The 17964-nt window shown below is 66.5% G+C and carries 19 protein-coding genes; all 19 read left to right on the plus strand.

Annotation, left to right across the window (positions count from 1 at the left end):
- The first annotated feature begins 7 nt into the window (after window positions 1-7).
- On the plus strand, window positions 8-160 hold the full coding sequence (locus tag CSC94_RS14395) for a cbb3-type cytochrome c oxidase subunit 3 (protein ID WP_099307096.1): 153 nt from the start codon (window positions 8-10) through the stop codon (window positions 158-160).
- Window positions 161-163: 3 nt separating this feature from the next.
- Complete coding sequence (gene ccoP, locus CSC94_RS14400) at window positions 164-1027, plus strand: cytochrome-c oxidase, cbb3-type subunit III (RefSeq protein ID WP_099307043.1); 864 nt, start codon at window positions 164-166, stop codon at window positions 1025-1027.
- A gap of 312 nt (window positions 1028-1339) precedes the next feature.
- Window positions 1340-2917 (plus strand): cytochrome c oxidase accessory protein CcoG, encoded by a 1578-nt coding sequence (ccoG, locus tag CSC94_RS14405; RefSeq protein WP_099307097.1) that lies wholly within the window; start codon window positions 1340-1342, stop codon window positions 2915-2917.
- Between the two features lie 14 nt (window positions 2918-2931).
- Window positions 2932-3414, plus strand: coding sequence for a FixH family protein (locus tag CSC94_RS14410; RefSeq protein ID WP_245408354.1), 483 nt, complete (start codon window positions 2932-2934; stop codon window positions 3412-3414).
- A 1-nt stretch (window position 3415) separates the two neighbouring features.
- Window positions 3416-5683 carry a cation-translocating P-type ATPase gene (locus CSC94_RS14415; protein WP_099307045.1) on the plus strand — a complete coding sequence of 756 codons (2268 nt, stop codon included), beginning with the start codon at window positions 3416-3418 and terminating at the stop codon, window positions 5681-5683.
- A gap of 10 nt (window positions 5684-5693) precedes the next feature.
- Window positions 5694-5888: a cbb3-type cytochrome oxidase assembly protein CcoS gene (gene ccoS / locus CSC94_RS14420; protein WP_099307046.1), complete on the plus strand. Its 195-nt coding sequence runs from the start codon at window positions 5694-5696 to the stop codon at window positions 5886-5888.
- A 195-nt stretch (window positions 5889-6083) separates the two neighbouring features.
- A complete protein-coding gene (locus tag CSC94_RS14425; RefSeq protein ID WP_165784440.1) occupies window positions 6084-6749 on the plus strand; it encodes a CerR family C-terminal domain-containing protein in 666 nt (221 codons plus the stop codon).
- Complete coding sequence (locus CSC94_RS14430; protein ID WP_099307098.1) at window positions 6749-7702, plus strand: HlyD family secretion protein; 954 nt, start codon at window positions 6749-6751, stop codon at window positions 7700-7702. Before CSC94_RS14425 ends, CSC94_RS14430 begins: the two co-directional genes overlap by 1 nt.
- Window positions 7699-8616, plus strand: a complete 918-nt coding sequence (locus CSC94_RS14435; RefSeq protein ID WP_099307048.1) for an ABC transporter ATP-binding protein — start codon at window positions 7699-7701, stop codon at window positions 8614-8616. The genes CSC94_RS14430 and CSC94_RS14435 overlap by 4 nt, the downstream gene beginning before the upstream one ends.
- Window positions 8613-9749, plus strand: a complete 1137-nt coding sequence (locus tag CSC94_RS14440) for an ABC transporter permease (protein WP_099307049.1) — start codon at window positions 8613-8615, stop codon at window positions 9747-9749. The genes CSC94_RS14435 and CSC94_RS14440 overlap by 4 nt, the downstream gene beginning before the upstream one ends.
- Window positions 9750-9827: 78 nt before the next feature.
- Window positions 9828-11030: a 3-oxoadipyl-CoA thiolase gene (gene pcaF / locus CSC94_RS14445; protein ID WP_099307050.1), complete on the plus strand. Its 1203-nt coding sequence runs from the start codon at window positions 9828-9830 to the stop codon at window positions 11028-11030.
- Window positions 11031-11211: 181 nt separating this feature from the next.
- Complete coding sequence (locus tag CSC94_RS24260) at window positions 11212-11712, plus strand: hypothetical protein (RefSeq protein WP_133122904.1); 501 nt, start codon at window positions 11212-11214, stop codon at window positions 11710-11712.
- A gap of 264 nt (window positions 11713-11976) precedes the next feature.
- Complete coding sequence (locus CSC94_RS14455) at window positions 11977-12723, plus strand: response regulator transcription factor (protein WP_099307052.1); 747 nt, start codon at window positions 11977-11979, stop codon at window positions 12721-12723.
- The gene (locus tag CSC94_RS14460) at window positions 12723-13382 is read left to right on the plus strand and encodes a hypothetical protein (RefSeq protein ID WP_099307053.1); all 660 of its coding nucleotides are present in this window, start codon (window positions 12723-12725) and stop codon (window positions 13380-13382) included. The genes CSC94_RS14455 and CSC94_RS14460 overlap by 1 nt, the downstream gene beginning before the upstream one ends.
- A gap of 28 nt (window positions 13383-13410) precedes the next feature.
- Window positions 13411-13587, plus strand: a complete 177-nt coding sequence (locus tag CSC94_RS24650; RefSeq protein ID WP_165784441.1) for a hypothetical protein — start codon at window positions 13411-13413, stop codon at window positions 13585-13587.
- A gap of 87 nt (window positions 13588-13674) precedes the next feature.
- Entirely contained in the window at window positions 13675-14634 is a 960-nt protein-coding gene (locus CSC94_RS14465) for a SctD/MshK family protein (protein WP_133122905.1), read from the plus strand.
- A 25-nt stretch (window positions 14635-14659) separates the two neighbouring features.
- Window positions 14660-15076, plus strand: coding sequence for a hypothetical protein (locus tag CSC94_RS14470; protein ID WP_099307055.1), 417 nt, complete (start codon window positions 14660-14662; stop codon window positions 15074-15076).
- A 186-nt stretch (window positions 15077-15262) separates the two neighbouring features.
- Window positions 15263-15784, plus strand: a complete 522-nt coding sequence (locus CSC94_RS14475; protein ID WP_165784442.1) for a tetratricopeptide repeat protein — start codon at window positions 15263-15265, stop codon at window positions 15782-15784.
- Complete coding sequence (locus CSC94_RS14480; RefSeq protein WP_099307057.1) at window positions 15781-17892, plus strand: flagellar biosynthesis protein FlhA; 2112 nt, start codon at window positions 15781-15783, stop codon at window positions 17890-17892. Before CSC94_RS14475 ends, CSC94_RS14480 begins: the two co-directional genes overlap by 4 nt.
- Window positions 17893-17964 lie beyond the last annotated feature (72 nt).

The raw sequence follows: 17964 nt of genomic DNA on the forward strand, positions 1-17964 counted from the left end.
GATGGAGATGGACTATCACACCATGCGCGCATTCGCCGACAGCTGGGGACTGGCCTTCATGTGCCTCGTCTTCGTCGGTGTGGTCGCGTTCGTCTACCTGCGCCCGGGCTCCAAGCGCGACGCGGAAGAGGCGGCCCGGATCCCGCTCCAAGAGGACTGAACAATGAGCGAGAAACACATTGACGAAGTCAGCGGCGTCGAGACCACCGGTCACGAGTGGGACGGCATCCGCGAACTGAACAATCCCCTGCCGCGCTGGTGGCTGTGGACGTTCTACTTCACCATCATCTGGGCCATCGGCTACACGATCGTGTATCCGGCCTGGCCGGGACTGACGACCAACACCAAGGGCCTGTTCAACTGGTCCAGCCGTGGTGCCGTCGCCACCGAGATGGCGGCCGCCGATGCGGCCAAGGCCTCGCTGGTGGAGAAGATCGCCAACACCGATCTTCCGGGCATCCTGGCCGACAACGAAATGCGGACCTTCGCCACGGCGGCGGGCGCGTCGACCTTCAAGGTCTACTGCTCGCAGTGCCACGGTTCCGGTGCGCAGGGCGGTCCGGGCTACCCGAACCTGAACGACGACGACTGGCTGTGGGGCGGCGACATCGACGCCATCCACACGACGATCGCGCACGGCATCCGCTACGAACAGGATGACGATACGCGGGTTTCGGAAATGCCGGCCTTCGGCGAGATCCTCGAACCCGAGCAGATCAAGCAGGTTGCCGCCTATGTCGCCAGCCTGTCGGGCACGCCGTCCGACGAAGCCGCCGCAAAGGCAGGCGCCACGGTGTTCGCCGAGAACTGCGCGGCGTGCCATGGCGAGGATGGCCGCGGCATGAAGGAAGTCGGCGCGCCGAACCTGGCCGATTCGCTGTGGCTCTACGGCTCGAGCGAAGACGCGATTGCCGCCCAGATCCGCAATCCCAAGCACGGCGTCATGCCGGCCTGGAACGCGCGTCTCGGCGACACCAAGGTCAAGGAACTGGCCGTTTACGTCCATTCGCTGGGCGGCGGCTCCTGATCGCCAGCCAGCGTCCCCGACGGGGACAACGCCACTCCGCGGCCCGGCAGAAATGCCGGGCCGTTTTCGTTCGCGCTTGAGTGAAAACGTCGCGCCGTGCGGATCGGATTTGACCCATGTCAACGCGTGATCCATCCTGCGCCGATAAACGTGACGGCGAAATGCATCATTAGCATCGTCTGATCAACAGGTGCGGCCGGGGCATCCTCCCAAGACACCCGGTTCGTACGGTCTGCCAGGCGGCGCTCCCCCGGCATCGGAGCACAAATATCCATGGATACGGCGACCACAGACCCCAAGGACAAGAAGGATATGGAGGCGGAAGCCCGCCACGCCGGAGAGGCACCGGACGTGGAGCCGCTGGAGGCATCGCCGGTCAATTCCGCCAAGGTGCGCCAGCCGCTCTACGCGGCGCGCAAGAAGGTGTTCCCGAAGCGGGCGAGCGGCCAGTTCCGCCAGTTCAAGTGGCTGGTCATGGCGATCACGCTGGGTATCTACTACCTGACGCCGTGGCTGCGCTGGGACCGCGGGCCGTTCGCGCCCGACCAGGCGATCCTGATCGACCTGGCCCATCGCCGGTTCTATTTCTTCTTCATCGAGATCTGGCCGCAGGAATTCTTCTTCGTGGCCGGCATGCTGGTGATGGCGGGCATCGGCCTGTTCCTGGTCACCTCGGCCGTGGGCCGCGCCTGGTGCGGCTACACCTGTCCGCAAACCGTCTGGGTCGATCTTTTCCTCGTCGTCGAGCGCGCGGTCGAAGGCGACCGCAACGCCCGCATGCGGCTCGAGAACGCACCGTGGTCCTTCGACAAGATCTCCAAGCGGGTGATCAAGCACGCCATCTGGCTGCTGATCGCGGTCGCCACCGGCGGCGCGTGGATCTTCTACTTCGCCGACGCGCCGACGCTGCTGATGGAGTTCGTCACCGGCAAGGCGGCGCCCGTCGCCTACATGACCGTCGCGGTGCTGACGGCGACGACCTACGTGTTCGGCGGTCTCATGCGCGAGCAGGTCTGCACCTACATGTGCCCGTGGCCGCGCATCCAGGCCGCCATGCTCGACGAGCATTCGCTGACGGTCACCTACAATGCCTGGCGCGGCGAGCCGCGCTCCAAGCACGCCAAGAAGATGGCGGCGCGCGGCGAGAAGGTGGGCGATTGCGTGGACTGCAACGCCTGCGTGGCGGTCTGCCCGATGGGCATCGACATTCGCGACGGCCTGCAGCTTGAATGCATCACCTGCGCGCTGTGCATCGACGCCTGCGACAACATCATGGACAAGCTCGGCAAGGAGCGCGGGCTGATCTCCTACACGACGCTTGCGACCTATTCCCACAACATGGCGCTGGCGACCGAGAACGGGGTCCATCCCGCCGACCCGCGCCGCGTCTATGGCCCGGACGGCAAGCTGGTGCCCGAGGTCCGGCATTTCCGCTGGAAGATCCTGGCGCGGCCGCGCACGCTGGTCTACCTGGCGGCATGGTCGGCCATCGGCGTGGCGCTGCTGGTGGCGCTCGGCTCGCGTGACCGGCTCGAGGTCAACGTCCTGCATGACCGCAACCCGCAATACGTCAAGCTGTCGGACGGCTCGATCCGCAACGGTTATTCGGTGAAGCTGCTCAACATGATCCCGGAACCGCGCACGATCCTGCTGAAGATCGAGGGCATTCCCGGCGCGCTGCTGGACATTCCCGAGCTCGAACAGCTCGCTGGCGGCTACAGCTACGCGGTGCCGGTCGATCCGGACAAGCTGCGCAACCTGAAGGTCTTCGTCACCGTGCCGAAGGACTATGCCCTGAAGGGCGATTCCACCTTCCGCTTCATCGCCGAGGACAAGCAATCCAACGAGCGCGATGTCTACAGCGCCAAGTTCTTCACCCCGGAGCAGTGATCATGGACGGAAAAATGGCAGAACGCGAATTCACGGGCAAACACATGCTGGCGGTGCTGGTGCTCTTCTTCGGCACGATCATCTCCGTCAACCTGACGCTCGCCTATTTCGCCAACTCGACCTGGTCCGGCCTGGTGGTTCACAATTCCTACGTGGCGAGCCAGCATTTCAACGAGGAGCAGGCGATCGCCCGCAAGCATGCGGCGCTGGGCTGGCACCCCTCGGTCGCCTACGAGGGCGGCGAGCTGCGCTTCAAGCTGCTGGACGCCAAGGGTTCACCGGTCGCTACAGATGGCGTGAAGGTGAAGCTGATGCGCCCGGCTCACGAAGGGCTCGACCAGGTGATCGCGCTGGAAGACAAGGGGGCGGGGATGCACACGGTTGCGACCGATCTCGTCGGCGGACAGTGGGTCGTCGAGGTGCTGGCCGAGGCCGGGCTGGAAACCCCTTACCGCTATGCCACCCGCATGTTCGTGAAGGGCGAGGGAGCCAAGTAGGATGAGCTGCTGCGCCCCCGGCACGGAAGGCGACGCCTGCGACCTCGACGGCCTGCCGATGGAAGAGGAGTTGCGCGAAGCGAGCCGCCCGGTCGGCGACGGCCTGCGCCAGACCGACCTGTCGGTTCCCGGCGTCCATTGCGGCGCCTGCATCGTGGCGGTGGAGAACGCGCTGAAGGAGGTGGACGGCGTCGTTTCGGCGCGTGTCAACCTGTCCACCCGGCGCGTGGCGGTGCAATGGGCCGATGGCGCCCACGTGCCGCCGTTCTGCGACAAGCTCGCCTCGATCGGCTACCCGGCCCACATCTTCGATTTCGAGACAGACGACAGCGATGCGGAACTTTCGCGGCTGATGCGGGCGGTGGCCGTTGCCGGCTTCGCGGCCAGCAACATCATGCTCCTGTCGGTGTCGGTCTGGTCGGGCGCGGAAGGGGCGACGCGCGACGTCTTTCACCTGATCTCGGCGATCATCGCCATCCCGGCGCTGGCCTACTCGGGCCGCATCTTCTTCCTGTCGGCCTGGAGCGCGCTGCGTCACGGGCGCACCAACATGGACGTGCCGATTTCCATCGGCGTGCTGCTCGCCTACGGCATGAGCCTCTACGACACGCTGAACCACGGCGAAAATGCCTATTTCGATGCCGCGGTGACGCTGCTGTTCTTCCTTCTGATCGGCCGGACGCTCGACCACGTGATGCGCGAACGCGCACGCAAGGCGGTGAAGGGGCTGGCGCGGATGGCGGCGCGTGGTGCGCTGGTCGAGGACGCCGGCGGCGAACGGCGCTGGGTGGCGACCGGCGAGATCGAGCCCGGCATGCACATCCATCTCGGCGCCGGAGACCGGGTCCCTGTCGATGCGCAGGTCGTGTCGGGACAATCGGACCTCGATTGCTCGCTGGTCTCGGGCGAGAGCGTCCCGCAGGCTGTCGTGCCGGGCATGGCGGTGCGGGCGGGAACGCTGAACCTGACCGGGCCGCTGACCATCGAGGCGACCGCGCGGGCGGAAAACTCCTTCCTGGCGGAAATGGTCCGGCTGATGGAAGCGGCCGAAGGCGGCAAGGCGCGCTACCGGCGGATTGCCGATCGGGCCGCGCAACTCTATGCGCCGGTGGTCCACCTGACGGCATTCCTGTCGTTCATCGGCTGGCTGTGGGCAGGCGGCGACTGGCACCAGGCGCTGACCATCGCCATCGCGGTTCTCATCATCACCTGTCCCTGCGCCCTCGGGCTGGCGGTGCCGATCGTCCAGGTCGTGGCCGCGCGGCGCCTGTTCGAGCGCGGGATCATGGTCAAGGACGGCAGTGCCATGGAGCGGCTGGCAGAGGCCGACATGGCCCTGTTCGACAAGACCGGCACGCTGACGATCGGCCAGCCGCGGCTAGCCGATGCCGGTGACGTGCCGCCGCACCTCTTGGCCGTCGCGGCCGATCTCGCCAGCCACTCACGCCATCCGGTGGCCCAGTCGCTGGCGGCCTACCGCGACACGGGGGGCGCTGGGTTCAGCGCGATCCGCGAGGAACCGGGCCATGGCATCGAGGGGCGCAGCGCCGACGGTGTCTGGCGGCTCGGCCGCAAGAGCTGGGCCGTCACGGAAGGTACCGCAAGCCCGACCGACGGGCTGTCGGCGACGACGCTTTCGCTCGACGGCCGGGAAATGGCCGTGTTCCGCTTTTCCGACCGGATCCGGCCGGGTGCGGCGCAGGCCTTGCAGGCTCTGGCCGGGGCCGGATTGCCGTCACGCATCCTTTCAGGCGACCACGGACAGGCCGTCGGCGACATCGCGCGCCGGCTGGGGGACATCCCCTACGAGGCAGACATGCTGCCGTCCGACAAGGTCGCCCGCGTCCAGGCGGCATCCGCCGAGGGACACCGGGTGCTCATGGTCGGAGACGGCCTCAACGACGCGCCGGCGCTCAATGCCGCACATGTCTCCATGGCGCCGGCAACCGCGGCCGATATCGGCCGCAATGCCGCGGATTTCGTATTCCTCCGGGATTCGCTCGACGCGGTGCCGGTGGCGCTCACCGTTTCGAAACGGGCCGGGCAACTGATCCGGCAGAATTTCGCCATTGCCGTCATCTACAACATCATCGCGGTGCCGCTGGCCATCACCGGCCATGTCACGCCGCTGCTCGCAGCCGTCGCCATGTCCGGATCGTCGATCCTGGTCATCTCCAATGCCATGCGGCTGATGATGATGCGGCTGGCGGCCGTGCGCGAAGACGAAGGCCTTGCCGGTGGCGTCTCCCGGCTGGAGCCCGGCGAATAGGAATGCATGCATGAACGTCCTCGTCTTTCTCATTCCCATCGCGCTCTTTCTCGGTGCGCTCGGGCTGGGCGCCTTCCTCTGGTCGCTGAAAAGCGGCCAGTACGAGGATTTGGACGGCGCCGCTGAACGCATCCTTCTCGACGACGAAGACGACGTCGACGAGGGCGAGGGGCGGGAGCAGGCAGCCATCCACGAACGCGGCTGAAGCAGCGCCATCTGGCGCCGGATGATCGCCATCGTATTTCGGCCTTGCATTTAATCAATCGATTGATTAAATTATTTGTGTCAGGGCATTCCCGCAGTTCGTTGAATCAGCCGGATGCCCGAGATGCTTTCATTTGCGCAATTCCGGGCGCGAAAGCCGTTTCCGCTTTCGCCGGACTTGCTCCAGGAGCGCGGCATGACAGACACGGACCAGGGATCCAGGGGTGGCGGCGAGGAGACCCGTGCGGCGCTGATCCGCGCCGCTCTCGTTCTCTTCGGGCGTGACGGCTACGCGGCCACGTCGACGCGGGCCATCGCCGCGCTTGCCAACACGAACATCGCGTCCATCGCCTACCATTTCGGTGGCAAGCAAGGCCTGCGCATGGCCTGCGCGGAATCGATCGCGACACGCCTCGGCCATGTCGGCGGCGCGGCGGCCGGCTTCGATGCCGAAGGGGACCCGGCCCGGGCGCAGGCGTTCCTCGAAGGCGTGATCGACCGCTTCATCGCGGAGATCATCGCCAGCCATGAAGGCCGCTCCATCAGTTCCTTCGTCCTGCGCGAGGTCGGCGAGCACAGCCCTGTCTTCGACCTGCTTCTGAAACGGATCATCGGGCCTATCCACGGCAACCTGTGCCGTATTTTTGCCGCGGCGGCGGGAACCGATCCCGACAGCGCGGACACGAAGCTCGCGGTCTTCGCGCTCGCCGGACAATTGCTCTACTTCCGGATCGGCCAGCCGATCGTGCTGGCCCGGATGGGGTGGGACGCGATGGGTGACCCCGAGATCCGCGAGCTTTCCCGGACCATGAAGATCAATCTCGCCGCCATGATCGCGGCGAGGAAAGAGAGGCCGTCATGATCGAACTTCTTTGCGCCGTGCCGCTCGTCGCCGGATGGCTGGCCGCTTGCGAGCCTGGGCCGGCCATGGTGACCGGTTACGCCGAGGCGGAGACCGTGCTGGTGGCGCCGATCGAGACGGCGCGCATCGAGGTGCTGCACGTGCGCCGCGGCGACCGCGTGGCCAAGGGCACCGTGCTTGCCGACATGGAAAAGCGCGACGCGACGATTGCCGTCGCGCAGGCGGAAGCAGCCCTTGCGCAGGCCGAAAGCCAGCTCGCCAACATCAGCCAGGGCAAGCGGCCGGAGGAAATCGCCGTCATCGAGGCGTCGCTCAATTCTGCGGAGGCCCAGCAGGAGGATGCGCAGCGCACGGTTGACCGGATGGCCGACCTGGCGCGGCGGGGCGTGGCAACACAGGCTTCGCTCGACGACGCCAAGACGGGACTCGCCGTGGCGCAGGCGAAGGTGCGGGAACTGAAGGCCAACCTGAACGTGGCCCGGCTGCCGGCCCGCGCCGACGAGATCAAGGCGGCGCGCGCGGCGCGCGACCAGGCCCGGGCTTCGCTCGACAATGCCCGGTGGCGACTCGACAACCGGGAACTGACGGCGCCGGAAGCCGGGCAGATCACCGACGTGATCCGGAACCCGGGCGAACTGGCCGGTCCGCAGGCGCCGGTGCTGGCGCTGCTGCCGCAGGGCGGGGTCAAGCTGAAGCTCTTCGTCGCGGAGCCGGACCTGTCGCAGATCAGCCGGGGTACGGTACTGCCGGTCAGTTGCGACGGCTGCGCGAAGGGGATGACGGCGACGGTGTCCTACGTGTCCGACGAACCGGAATTCACGCCGCCGGTCATCTACTCGCTGGAGAACCGCCAGAAGCTCGTCTACCTGGTCGAAGCGCGCCCCGACGACGGCGCGGCCATGCTGAAGCCGGGACAGATCGTCGACGTTCGCCTGCCGGGTACCGGGTCATGAGCGATCCTGCCATTTCGGTCCGGGATCTCGTCAAGCGCTTTGGCGACAAGACGGTGGTCGATCACGTGTCGATGGATGTCGCCCGTGGCGAGATCGCCGGATTCCTGGGGCCAAACGGGTCCGGCAAGACGACGACCATCCGCTGCATGTGCGGCCTGTTGACGGCCGACGAGGGCGAGGGAACGGTTCTCGGGCATGACATGCGGACGGAAGCGCGCGCCATCAAGCTGAAGACCGGCTACATGACGCAACGCTTTTCCTTTTACGAGGACCTGTCGATCGCGGAAAACCTGCGCTTCGTGGCGCGGCTCTACCAGTTGCCGCAGGGGGCCGTTGCCGACACGCTGGAGGATCTTGGCCTGACCAGCCGCCGCAACCAGCTTGCCGGCACGCTGTCGGGCGGCTGGAAACAGCGCCTCGCGCTGGCGGCCTGCCTGATGCACAAGCCCGACCTCCTGCTGCTGGACGAACCGACGGCCGGCGTCGATCCGAAGGCGCGGCGCGACTTCTGGGACGAGATCCATGGCCGCGCCGCCGAGGGGCTGACGGTGCTCGTTTCCACCCACTACATGGACGAGGCGGAACGCTGCCACCGGATCCACTACATCTCCTACGGCAAGCTGCTGGCCAGCGGCACGGTGGGCGAAGTGGTCGCCGATGCGCACCTGACCACATGGGTGCTGGAAGGCGGCGACCTGACGACAGCGGTCCGCGCCCTCAACGGCGCGCCCGGGGTGGAACAGGTGGCGCCTTTCGGCACCACGATCCATGTCGTCGGCGGCGACGCGGACGCGCTTGAGAAGACGGTTCGCCAGACGGCGGAACAGACCGGCGCCGAGGCGCACAAGGGCGAGACGAGCCTGGAGGACGTGTTCATCCGCTTCATGGCGGAATCGAAGGACAACATGGCATGAACCGCTGGTTCTCGCTGGCACGCCTGAGAGCGATGCTGACCAAGGAATTCATCCAGATGCGGCGCGACCGCATCACCTTCGCCATGATGCTGGGGGTGCCGCTGATGCAGCTGGTGCTGTTCGGCTATGCCATCAACAACGATCCGAAGGGGTTGCCGGCTGCGCTCGTCGCCTTCAGCCAGGACCGCTACACCCATGCCATGGTCACGGCGCTGGAGAATACCGGCTACTACCGGTTCGTGCTGCACGGATCAGACGCGCGCAAGGCCGAGGACATGCTGGCGTCTGGCGAGGTCTCCTTCGTCATCACCATCCCCTCGGATTTCGGCACGCGGGTGCTCAGGAACGATCACCCGCGGTTGCTGATCGAGGCCGATGCGACCGATCCGTCGGTGGCGTCGGGGGCCATCTCGACATTGTCGACGGTCGCAAGCCAGGCGCTGCAACGGGAACGCGGCGATGCCGGCCAGGTGTCCGGAACAGTTCCCCAGCCGCCGGACATCATCGTGCACCGGCGCTACAACCCGGAAGGCATCACGCAATACAACATCGTGCCCGGCCTGCTCGGCGTCATCCTGCAGATGACGATGGTGATGATGACATCGATGGCGCTGACGCGCGAAAGCGAGCGCGGGACGATGGAAAACCTGCTGGCGATGCCGGCCACGGCGATGGAAATCATGCTTGGCAAGGTGCTGCCTTACCTCGCGGTGGGCGCGGTGCAGGTTGCCGTGGTGCTGAGCGCGGCCTGGCTGCTGTTCTCGGTGCCGTTCTTCGGCTCGATGAGCCTGCTTCTCACAGGCATCTTCATCTTCGTGCTGGCGCTGGTGCTGCTCGGCTATACCATCTCCACGGCTGCCAAGAGCCAGATGCAGGCGATGCAGCTGACGTTCTTCTTCTTCCTGCCCTCGCTGCTGCTGTCGGGCTTCATGTTTCCGTTCCGGGGGATGCCTGTCTGGGCGCAGTACCTGGGCGAAACCTTCCCGCTGACGCATTTCCTGCGGCTGATCCGCGGCGTGATGCTGAAAGGCGCCGACCTGCATGCCGTTTCCTCCAGCATGCTGGCGCTATGCCTGTTCGTTTTCATCTACGCCCTGCTGGCACTGATGCGGTTCCGGCGAACGCTGGACTGAGCGGGCTCAAGGCTCTTGCATTAGCGGTTCCAAACCGCGACAAAGGCGCCAGATTTTCTGGATGGAGACCACGATCCCATGGCTGAAGCCTTTCTCTGCGACTATGTTCGCACCCCCATCGGCCGTTTCGGCGGCGCGCTTTCCCCGGTGCGGGCAGACGACCTTGGCGCCATTCCGATCCGCGCGCTGACGGAGCGCAATCCGGGCGTGGACTGGAGCGCGGTCGATGACGTGATCTACGGGTCCGCCAACCAGGCCGGCGAGGACAACCGCAACGTGGCCCGCATGGCGCTGCTGCTGGCGGGCCTGCCGGTCGACGTATCGGGTACGACGGTCAACCGGCTCTGCGGGTCGGGCATGGACGCGGTGATCATGGCGGCGCGGGCCATCAAGGCGGGCGAGGCCGAACTTGTCGTCGCCGGCGGCGTGGAGAGCATGAGCCGGGCGCCCTTCGTCATGCCGAAGGCGGATGCGGCCTTCTCGCGCAACGCGGAGATCTACGACACGACGATCGGCTGGCGTTTCGTCAATCCGCTGATGAAGAAGCAGTATGGCGTCGATTCCATGCCGGAGACGGCGGAAAACGTGGCCGAGGATTTCAAGATCTCGCGCGAGGACCAGGACGCCTTCGCCCTTCGCTCGCAGCAGAAGGCCGCGGCAGCGCAGGAGAACGGACGGCTGGCGAAGGAAATCGTCCCGGTGACCATTCCGACCCGCAAGGGCGACCCGGTGGTCGTTGACAAGGACGAGCATCCGCGCGCCACGACGCTCGAAAAGCTCGCGGCGCTGAAGGCGCCGTTCCGCGCCGGCGGTTCGGTCACGGCCGGCAACGCGTCGGGCGTCAACGACGGCGCGGCGGCGATGATCGTCGCCTCGGAAGCGGCCGTGAAGAAATACGGCCTCAAGCCGATCGCGCGCATCCTCGGCGGTGCGACGGCCGGCGTGGCGCCGCGGATCATGGGCTTCGGCCCGGCGCCGGCCTCCAAGAAGCTGTGTGCCCGGCTGAAGCTGACGCCGCAGGACTTCGACGTGATCGAACTGAACGAGGCTTTCGCCAGCCAGGGCCTGGCGACACTGCGCGACCTCGGCATTGCCGACGATGCGGCCCACGTGAACCCCAACGGCGGCGCCATCGCGCTGGGCCACCCGCTCGGCATGTCCGGCGCGCGGATCACGGGTTCGGCGGCCCTCGACCTGCACCATCGCGGCGGCAAGCTGGCGCTTGCCACCATGTGCATCGGCGTCGGCCAGGGCATTGCCATCGCGCTTGAAAAGGCCTGATCCCGGGGGCGGGCGTGACCAGGCCCGGTTCGGTCCGGGCCTGCCGGTCGGCGCGCGCGGCCCGTTCCGCCTGCCACCTACGTAGTTACCGACAGTTCACGCCTGCGTCCCGTCCGTCTAGATTGCATCCCCAGGAACGCCCTCCAGGGGCGAGAGACCTGCATCGGACGGACGTGGAACAATGACCAAGATTTCAGGTGGCGCAGGCGCGCCCCACACCCGCCTTGCGACAGCGACGGCTGCCGGGACGGCTTCAGAAAAGCAATTCAAAACAGCAGTCGGTTCGAGCCGCGTTGGCACGCCAGCGGCAGCCGGCCGGGCAGGGGCGGTGGTCCCGCTCGATGCCGCACGGGCGGCGAGACGGGCGACGGCGATGCCGCCAGCGGCCTACGGCACGGCCCAGCGGCCGCCGTTCGCCACGGTCGGCAGCATGGTCGGCCTGTCCGACGAGGCCAGGATCGCGCTGATGGCGAACGGCGGCCGCGAGGAGCGTCTGCCCGACGTGGCGGTCATCGACGTCAACGGACAACAGCCGGGACCGGACCGTCCGGTCCTGATCGGATCGACGCTGTGTCTTTCCAGCGAGCAGTACGATGCCTGCAAGGCCGGTGCGGCCAGCGACCAGTTTGCCCGGACCTTCAACGACCTGGTGATCCGTCACCTGCTGTCCTCGGGCAACTGACTGCTGTCCCGTATTCGCACACTGTCCCGGAATGGGCGCGGGGCAGGTGTGCCGGTTTGTCGCTGGAATCGGCATCGCTAAAAACCATTTCAGGTTGTATTTAAGGGTAGGCGAATACGATCTGAAAAACTCAATGAAATCAAAATTATTTAAGCATATTTGGATGGCCTGAAGCACTCCGTAATCTCGCCAAATTGCTGGCACAGGCATTGCACTCTGGGTTGTGACCTGCTCTTGAGGGCAGAGAACCGCGAGGACGCTGAATTGCCTGACCATCATGAAGCCCAGCCGATTAAAGTCATCATCATCGATTCGAACCCGCTCGTGCGGGAGGGATTGCGCAACAGCCTGCTCAAGGATCCCCAGATCGACCTCGCGGCCGAAGCCGCCGATGGCATGGCCGGTCTCTATGCCGCCGACCGGAACCGCGGGGCCATCCTCATGGTCAATGCCGTCTTGAGCGACATGAGCTTCCTGTCGGTGATCTCGAAGTACCGGGCGATGGCGCGCGGCGAGGGCGCGGTGGTCGTCTACCAGGTGCCGGAGGATCCGGCGCTGCTCATGCACATCGTCGAGAACCAGGGATCGGCGCTGGTCGGCATGAACGCGGCGGCGGAAGAATACGCGGTTGCGGTACGGGCCGCTTCGGCCAGCGGGATCTACCTTTCGCCCAACCTGTTCTCCTGCCTGATGGCCGAGCGCAAGGCGGCACGCGGCCTGTCGGCGGCCTATGACCTGACCACCCGCGAGGGCGAAGTGCTGCAACTCCTGGCCAACGGCCTTTCCAACAAGGAAGTTGCCTGCAAGCTCGACCTTTCCGTCCGGACGGTGGAAGCGCACCGCTTCTCGATCCGCCAGAAGACGGGCGCCAACACGCTGTCCGACCTGGTGCGCATTGCCCGGGGCGTGACGCTCTCGCAGCAGCAGAACGGCAGCGCGATCAGCTTCAGCTCCGAGCGGACCGACGCGGTCTTTGCCATCGGCGGCAACGCCCGTCAGGGAGACTACTGATGCGCAGGTTCCGCACCAAGGCCGCGGCGGGCCTGATCGCCGTCATCGCCACGCTCGGCACAAGCGTTCCGGCCCGGGCCGAGCAGAACCAGGTCGACGCGAGCTTTCCGTCCGTCGTCTTCCTTGCCACGGCGGACCGCCACGAGACCGTGTCCTCGATCGGCCCGGCCCGTCAGCGGGAGACGGCGCCGGTGGCACGCGCCGCGCCCGGTCCGGTCTACGTCGTCCAGCAGCCGCTGCGCGACGTGCTGGAAAAGGCCGCGCGCAGGGCCGGCCAGAAAATCGTGATCGCCTCGGCCGTGCGCGGCGACGTGGTTTCGACCTCGCTGCCGGGCGATCTCGACGCCATGCTCGACGAACTCGCCGCGACGCACAATCTCGGCTGGTACCGGGAGCGCGACGTGATCCGTGTCACGCCCGCGCCGGACGGTGCCACGCGCGTTCTCTTCCTCGGCTCGATGACGTTCGAGGAACTGAGGCGGCCGCTGGCGGACGCGGGGCTGAACGAAGCCAATTACCAGATCCGCTACGTCGACAATTCCAACTCGGTGATCGTCACCGGCGCGCCCGACCTCGTCGCCCGCGTGGAACTGGTGGCGGAAGCCTTCAACAAACGCAATTCCGGTGTTGTCGTCCTTCGCGGCGGCGAACGCAGCTGACCCATTCCGTCAAACACAGGAGACCGACATGAACAATACTTTCGCAGCCCAGGCCGCCGGCGCGGCAACGGGTTCTTCATCTGGTTCGGGTAATCAGACCCTCAACGATGCCTTCGACTACGCGCTGAAGGAAGCACAGCAGACGCTGACGATCACCACGAAGAAGGGTGCTGATCTCTACGCGCTCAAGCAGCGTCCGCAGTGATGACAGTGCGATGGCGCGGGCATCGGCCGCCAATGCGGGGCGGCCAGACGACCAGACCAAACCGGGGCTACCGCCATGATGGCAAACATGAAATCGCTGTTCTCGTCCGACTGGAGAAACGTCCTGGGACAATGCAGCCTGGAGGTGACCGGCGGCGCCCATGCCGGGGCCTCGACCATGGTCGTTCCGGGCGGCACGACCGTGGGCACGTCGCCGGCCAATGACGTGATCCTGGCCGGCGACGAGATGGCGGCGCGCCATTTCAGGCTGGAGGTCGACGCCAATCCGCTGAAAGGCGTGGTTCTTCACGCCCTGGATGGAAGCTGTCTCCTTGCGCGGGGCGAGCGGCTGGAAATGGGCGAATACTGCACGCTCACCTCCGGCGACGTCTTCCAGGCCGGGTCGGCCAGTTTCCGCCTGACCCGCGCGGTCGAGGGCCGGGACCTGGCGGTTCCGGCGATCAAGGCCGGCGTCATCGTTCTCGTCGGCGCGATCATCGGCCTGAGCTGGAGCCTGATCGGCGACCTCAGCGCGGCGGTCCGGCAGGGCAGTTCGCTGCTGGCGCCGGTGCAGGCGAGCGTGGAGCCACCGGCGGTGGAAGATTCCCCGACCTCGAGCCTGGTGCCCGCCAAGGGGGCGCCGGAGCCAGGCCGCAATCTCGAGCCCTATGTCTGGACGATCCGCGCCCGGCTGGAGGACCTCAGCCTCCAGACCGGCCTGCGGGTCGCGGCCAACGAAGACGGGACGCTGAAGGTGTACGGCCAGATCTCGGACCGGCAGGTGCCGTTATGGAACGAGTTCCTTCGCTGGTACGACGGCCAGGCGGGCTATCCGCAACTGGTCCGGGAAGTGCGCCATGGCGGCCAGAACGACGAGCTGCCCAGGCTGCAGTCGGTGTGGCTGGGCAACGATCCAAGCGCCGACTTTGCCGGCGGCATCACCGCGCGCATCGGCGACATCATGCCCGGCGACTGGAAGATCGTCGCCATTCAGGACCGGCGCGTGGTGCTTGAACGGGATGGTTCCAGGACCGTCCTGACCTACTGAGTGCAAGAAAGGCGAAGGCGAACCCATGTCCAGGATCGACATCTCCACCCCGTCGCAATACCGCTCGGTCGAAGCGGCGCGATCATCGGCGACGAGCCCGGCCTCGGCGGCAGCCGCTGCGGCGTCACAGTCCCTCTTTGCCGAGAAGCCACGCGCGCGCAGCCGGCTCAGGCCGCGCGGCCGGGCCGAGACGCTTCATTCGGCCATGCAACTCGCCAAGGCGGAGACGGCTGCGCTTGAAACCATGCGCCGCGGCCAGGTGATGTCCAGCCTTTCGCGAATCCTTCTCGACCTGGAGAGCATGAACGGCGAACGCGAGACGGACGACATCGATACACTTTTTGTTCATATGCTTCGTGAGAATATCCGGCGTTTGCTGTTGGCCGAACGGCAGGATGGCAAACATGGTGCGGCGGACAGGCTGCACCTGGCTCATAGATGACTGGCGGTCCGGCAAGCGTCGGACCGTGACGACCAGAAAGCCGGCTTCGTGCGGAAGCCGGCAGATCAAATCCGGCCCAGGCCGGTTTGTCCGCGGGGCTCCGATCCGGAAATCCTGACGTGACAAGCGTTCCAATCGACCGAAACCGGCATGTGGGCCGGGTGCGGGCGGGAACAGGGGGCAGACATGGCGTTTCAACTGGGCGGCAATGCCGCCGCCGTCTCGTCGCATGCATCGGGCAAGACCGTTTCCGGTCCGGCCGCGGCACCGTCCGCGTTTGCCGGCGGGCGTCCCGCTCAACCGCAACGCAATGCGGTCGCGGCACCCGCCGTGGCGGCGGCGACGGCGGACAGGGCCGCCGCGCGAGGGCCGGCAGCCCTGGCGGAGCGCGACATCGACCTGCTCGCCTCGCTGGCCGCCATGCAGATCCGCTATGGCCGCCCGGAGGAGGCGATCGCCTATCTCATGGGCCTGCGCCGCATGCGGCCGGGGAATGGCAAGATCCTCCGGCTGACCGCGCTGGCGCTGATGAAGCTCGGCCGCTGGGACGAGGCCGAGATCCTGCTCGGTGAGCTGGAAGAGGCGCAGGGCGGCTCCAGCCGCGTGTCGGCCCTCTGGCGCGCTCTCATCCTCCTCAAGCGAAACCGGTTCGCCGATGCCCGGCAATGGTTCTGGCGGACCGCCGGCGCGGGGAGGGCCAGCGAATGAGGGGCTTCCTGCGTTTCTTCCAGGGCCGGCAGGACATAGCCCTGATCGCCCTGGTGATGGCGACGATCATGGTCATGATCATCCCGTTGCCGACGGTGATGATCGACGTGCTCCTGGCGGTCAACATCGCCCTTTCGCTGCTCGTGCTGGTGGTCGCGGTCTACCTGAAGCGCCCGGCGGACTTCTCGTCCTTCCCGGCGGTCATCCTGATTGCCACGACCTTCCGGCTGGCCATCACCATCTCGACGACCCGCCTGATCCTTTCCCAGGCCGACGCGGGCGCGGTGATCGACACGTTCGGCACCTTCGTGACCCGGGGATCGGTTCTCGTCGGCCTGGTGATCTTCCTGATCATCACGACGGTGCAGTTCATCGTGGTCACCAAGGGCGCGGAGCGCGTGGCCGAAGTGGCCGCACGTTTCACCCTCGACGGCCTGCCGGGGCGCCAGATGAGCATCGACGCGGAACTGCGCAGCGGTGACATCGATGGCGAGACGGCACAGCGCAAGCGCGCCGAGCTGGACAAGGAAAACCAGTTCTACGGCGCCATGGACGGCGCGATGAAATTCGTCAAGGGCGATGCCATTGCCGGCCTGATCATCGTGGCGATCAACCTGATCGGCGGCCTGACCACCGGCATGATGGTGCATGGCCTGCCGGCCGAGGCTGCCGTCAACGTCTATTCACGGCTGACCGTCGGTGACGGCCTCGTGTCGCAGATCCCCGCGCTGATCGTCGCCATGTGCGCTGGCATCATTACCACGCGGGTCAACAGCGGCAGCGGCGGCGATCTCGGCTCCGACATCTTCAACCAGCTGGCAGGCGGTTCGAAGGCGCTGATGGTGGCGGGCGCCATCGTTGCCGCCATCGGCCTCGTGCCAGGGCTGCCGTGGCTCATCTTCTTCGCCATCGGCGGCCTGCTGGCCTTTTCCGGCTACATGGCGGGGCGGTCCGAGCGGCAGGCCCGTGCCGAGGCCGGTTCGCCCGAGCGCACGGCCTCGGTCATGGCCGGCGAGCAGGGCGGTGCCGGGGCCGGCGGGCGCAAGGGCGACAAGGCCGGAAGCGTGATGATCGCGCTCGGCGAAAGCGTTCTGCGCGACATCGACCAGACCGCCTTCGTCGCACTTCGCGATGCGCAGATCGACGAGCTCTATAAGCTGACCGGCATTCGCATGCCTCCCTTCATGCTGATGGAGGATCCCGACCTCGACGCCCGGGCCATTCACCTGGTGCTGGACGGCGTGACCGGGTTTTCCGCCGAGGTCCCCGATGGCATGCAGGTGGCAATCTGCGAGGCCGACCTGCTTGCGGTTTCTGGTGTCGAGGGGACGCCCGTCGACGAGAAATGGCCACTGCGCTCCGCCTTCTGGGTCGACCGCCAGGGGGGCGAGGCGCTCACCAGTGCCGACGTCGAAGTCATCGATGTCGCCGGCATCGTGGCGCGCGCGGCCGGGGCCTTCATGCGGCGCAATGCCTCGCGCATCGTCGGCTACCAGCAGGTGCAGGCGATCATCCGCGAACTGGGCAGCGAGCACGAGCAGCTTGCCGGCCAGATCAGCCAGACCATTTCCGCGGTGCAACTGCTGCATCTTTTCCGGCGGCTTCTCGACGAGGGTGTGCCGCTGCTGCCGCGCCGGATCCTGTTCGAAGCGCTGCTGGAAGCCTCGGTGACCTCGGTCAGCCTGGAGCATCTGGTGTCATCGGCGAGAACCGCCCTGTCACGCCAGATCTGCGCCAACCTGGCCGGCGAGGGCAATGTCATTGCCGGATACGTGCTCGAACCCGCCTTCGAGGCCGCGCTGATGGAAGGCCTGGTCCGCAACGGCGACGAAAGCGCGCTGATGCCGCGGCCCGATGTTGCATCGGTTTTGCTGCAGGAGGCGGGGCGGGGCGCCAAGCGGCGGGAACTGGGGTCTCCGACGCCCGTCCTCCTGACCACGTCCGACCTGCGCTGGCCGTTGTCAGCCTATTTCCGCACCTATGCGGTCGATTTCCACGTGATGGCCTTCCAGGAGGTCGCGAGCGAGTTCCATTTCACACCGGTCGGCACGATCGGCGCCTCGCATCGGCCGGCTGACAGCGAACCCTTCGCGGAGGCGGCGGAATGATGCGGCAACCCATCCGGCGAGGCCGGAAGACGCTCGCCGGCCTGTCCGGCGACCGTGAGACTTCAACAAGAA

Origin of the sequence: Zhengella mangrovi (genome assembly GCF_002727065.1) — a bacterium.
In the GTDB taxonomy this organism is placed as follows: domain Bacteria; phylum Pseudomonadota; class Alphaproteobacteria; order Rhizobiales; family Rhizobiaceae; genus Zhengella; species Zhengella mangrovi.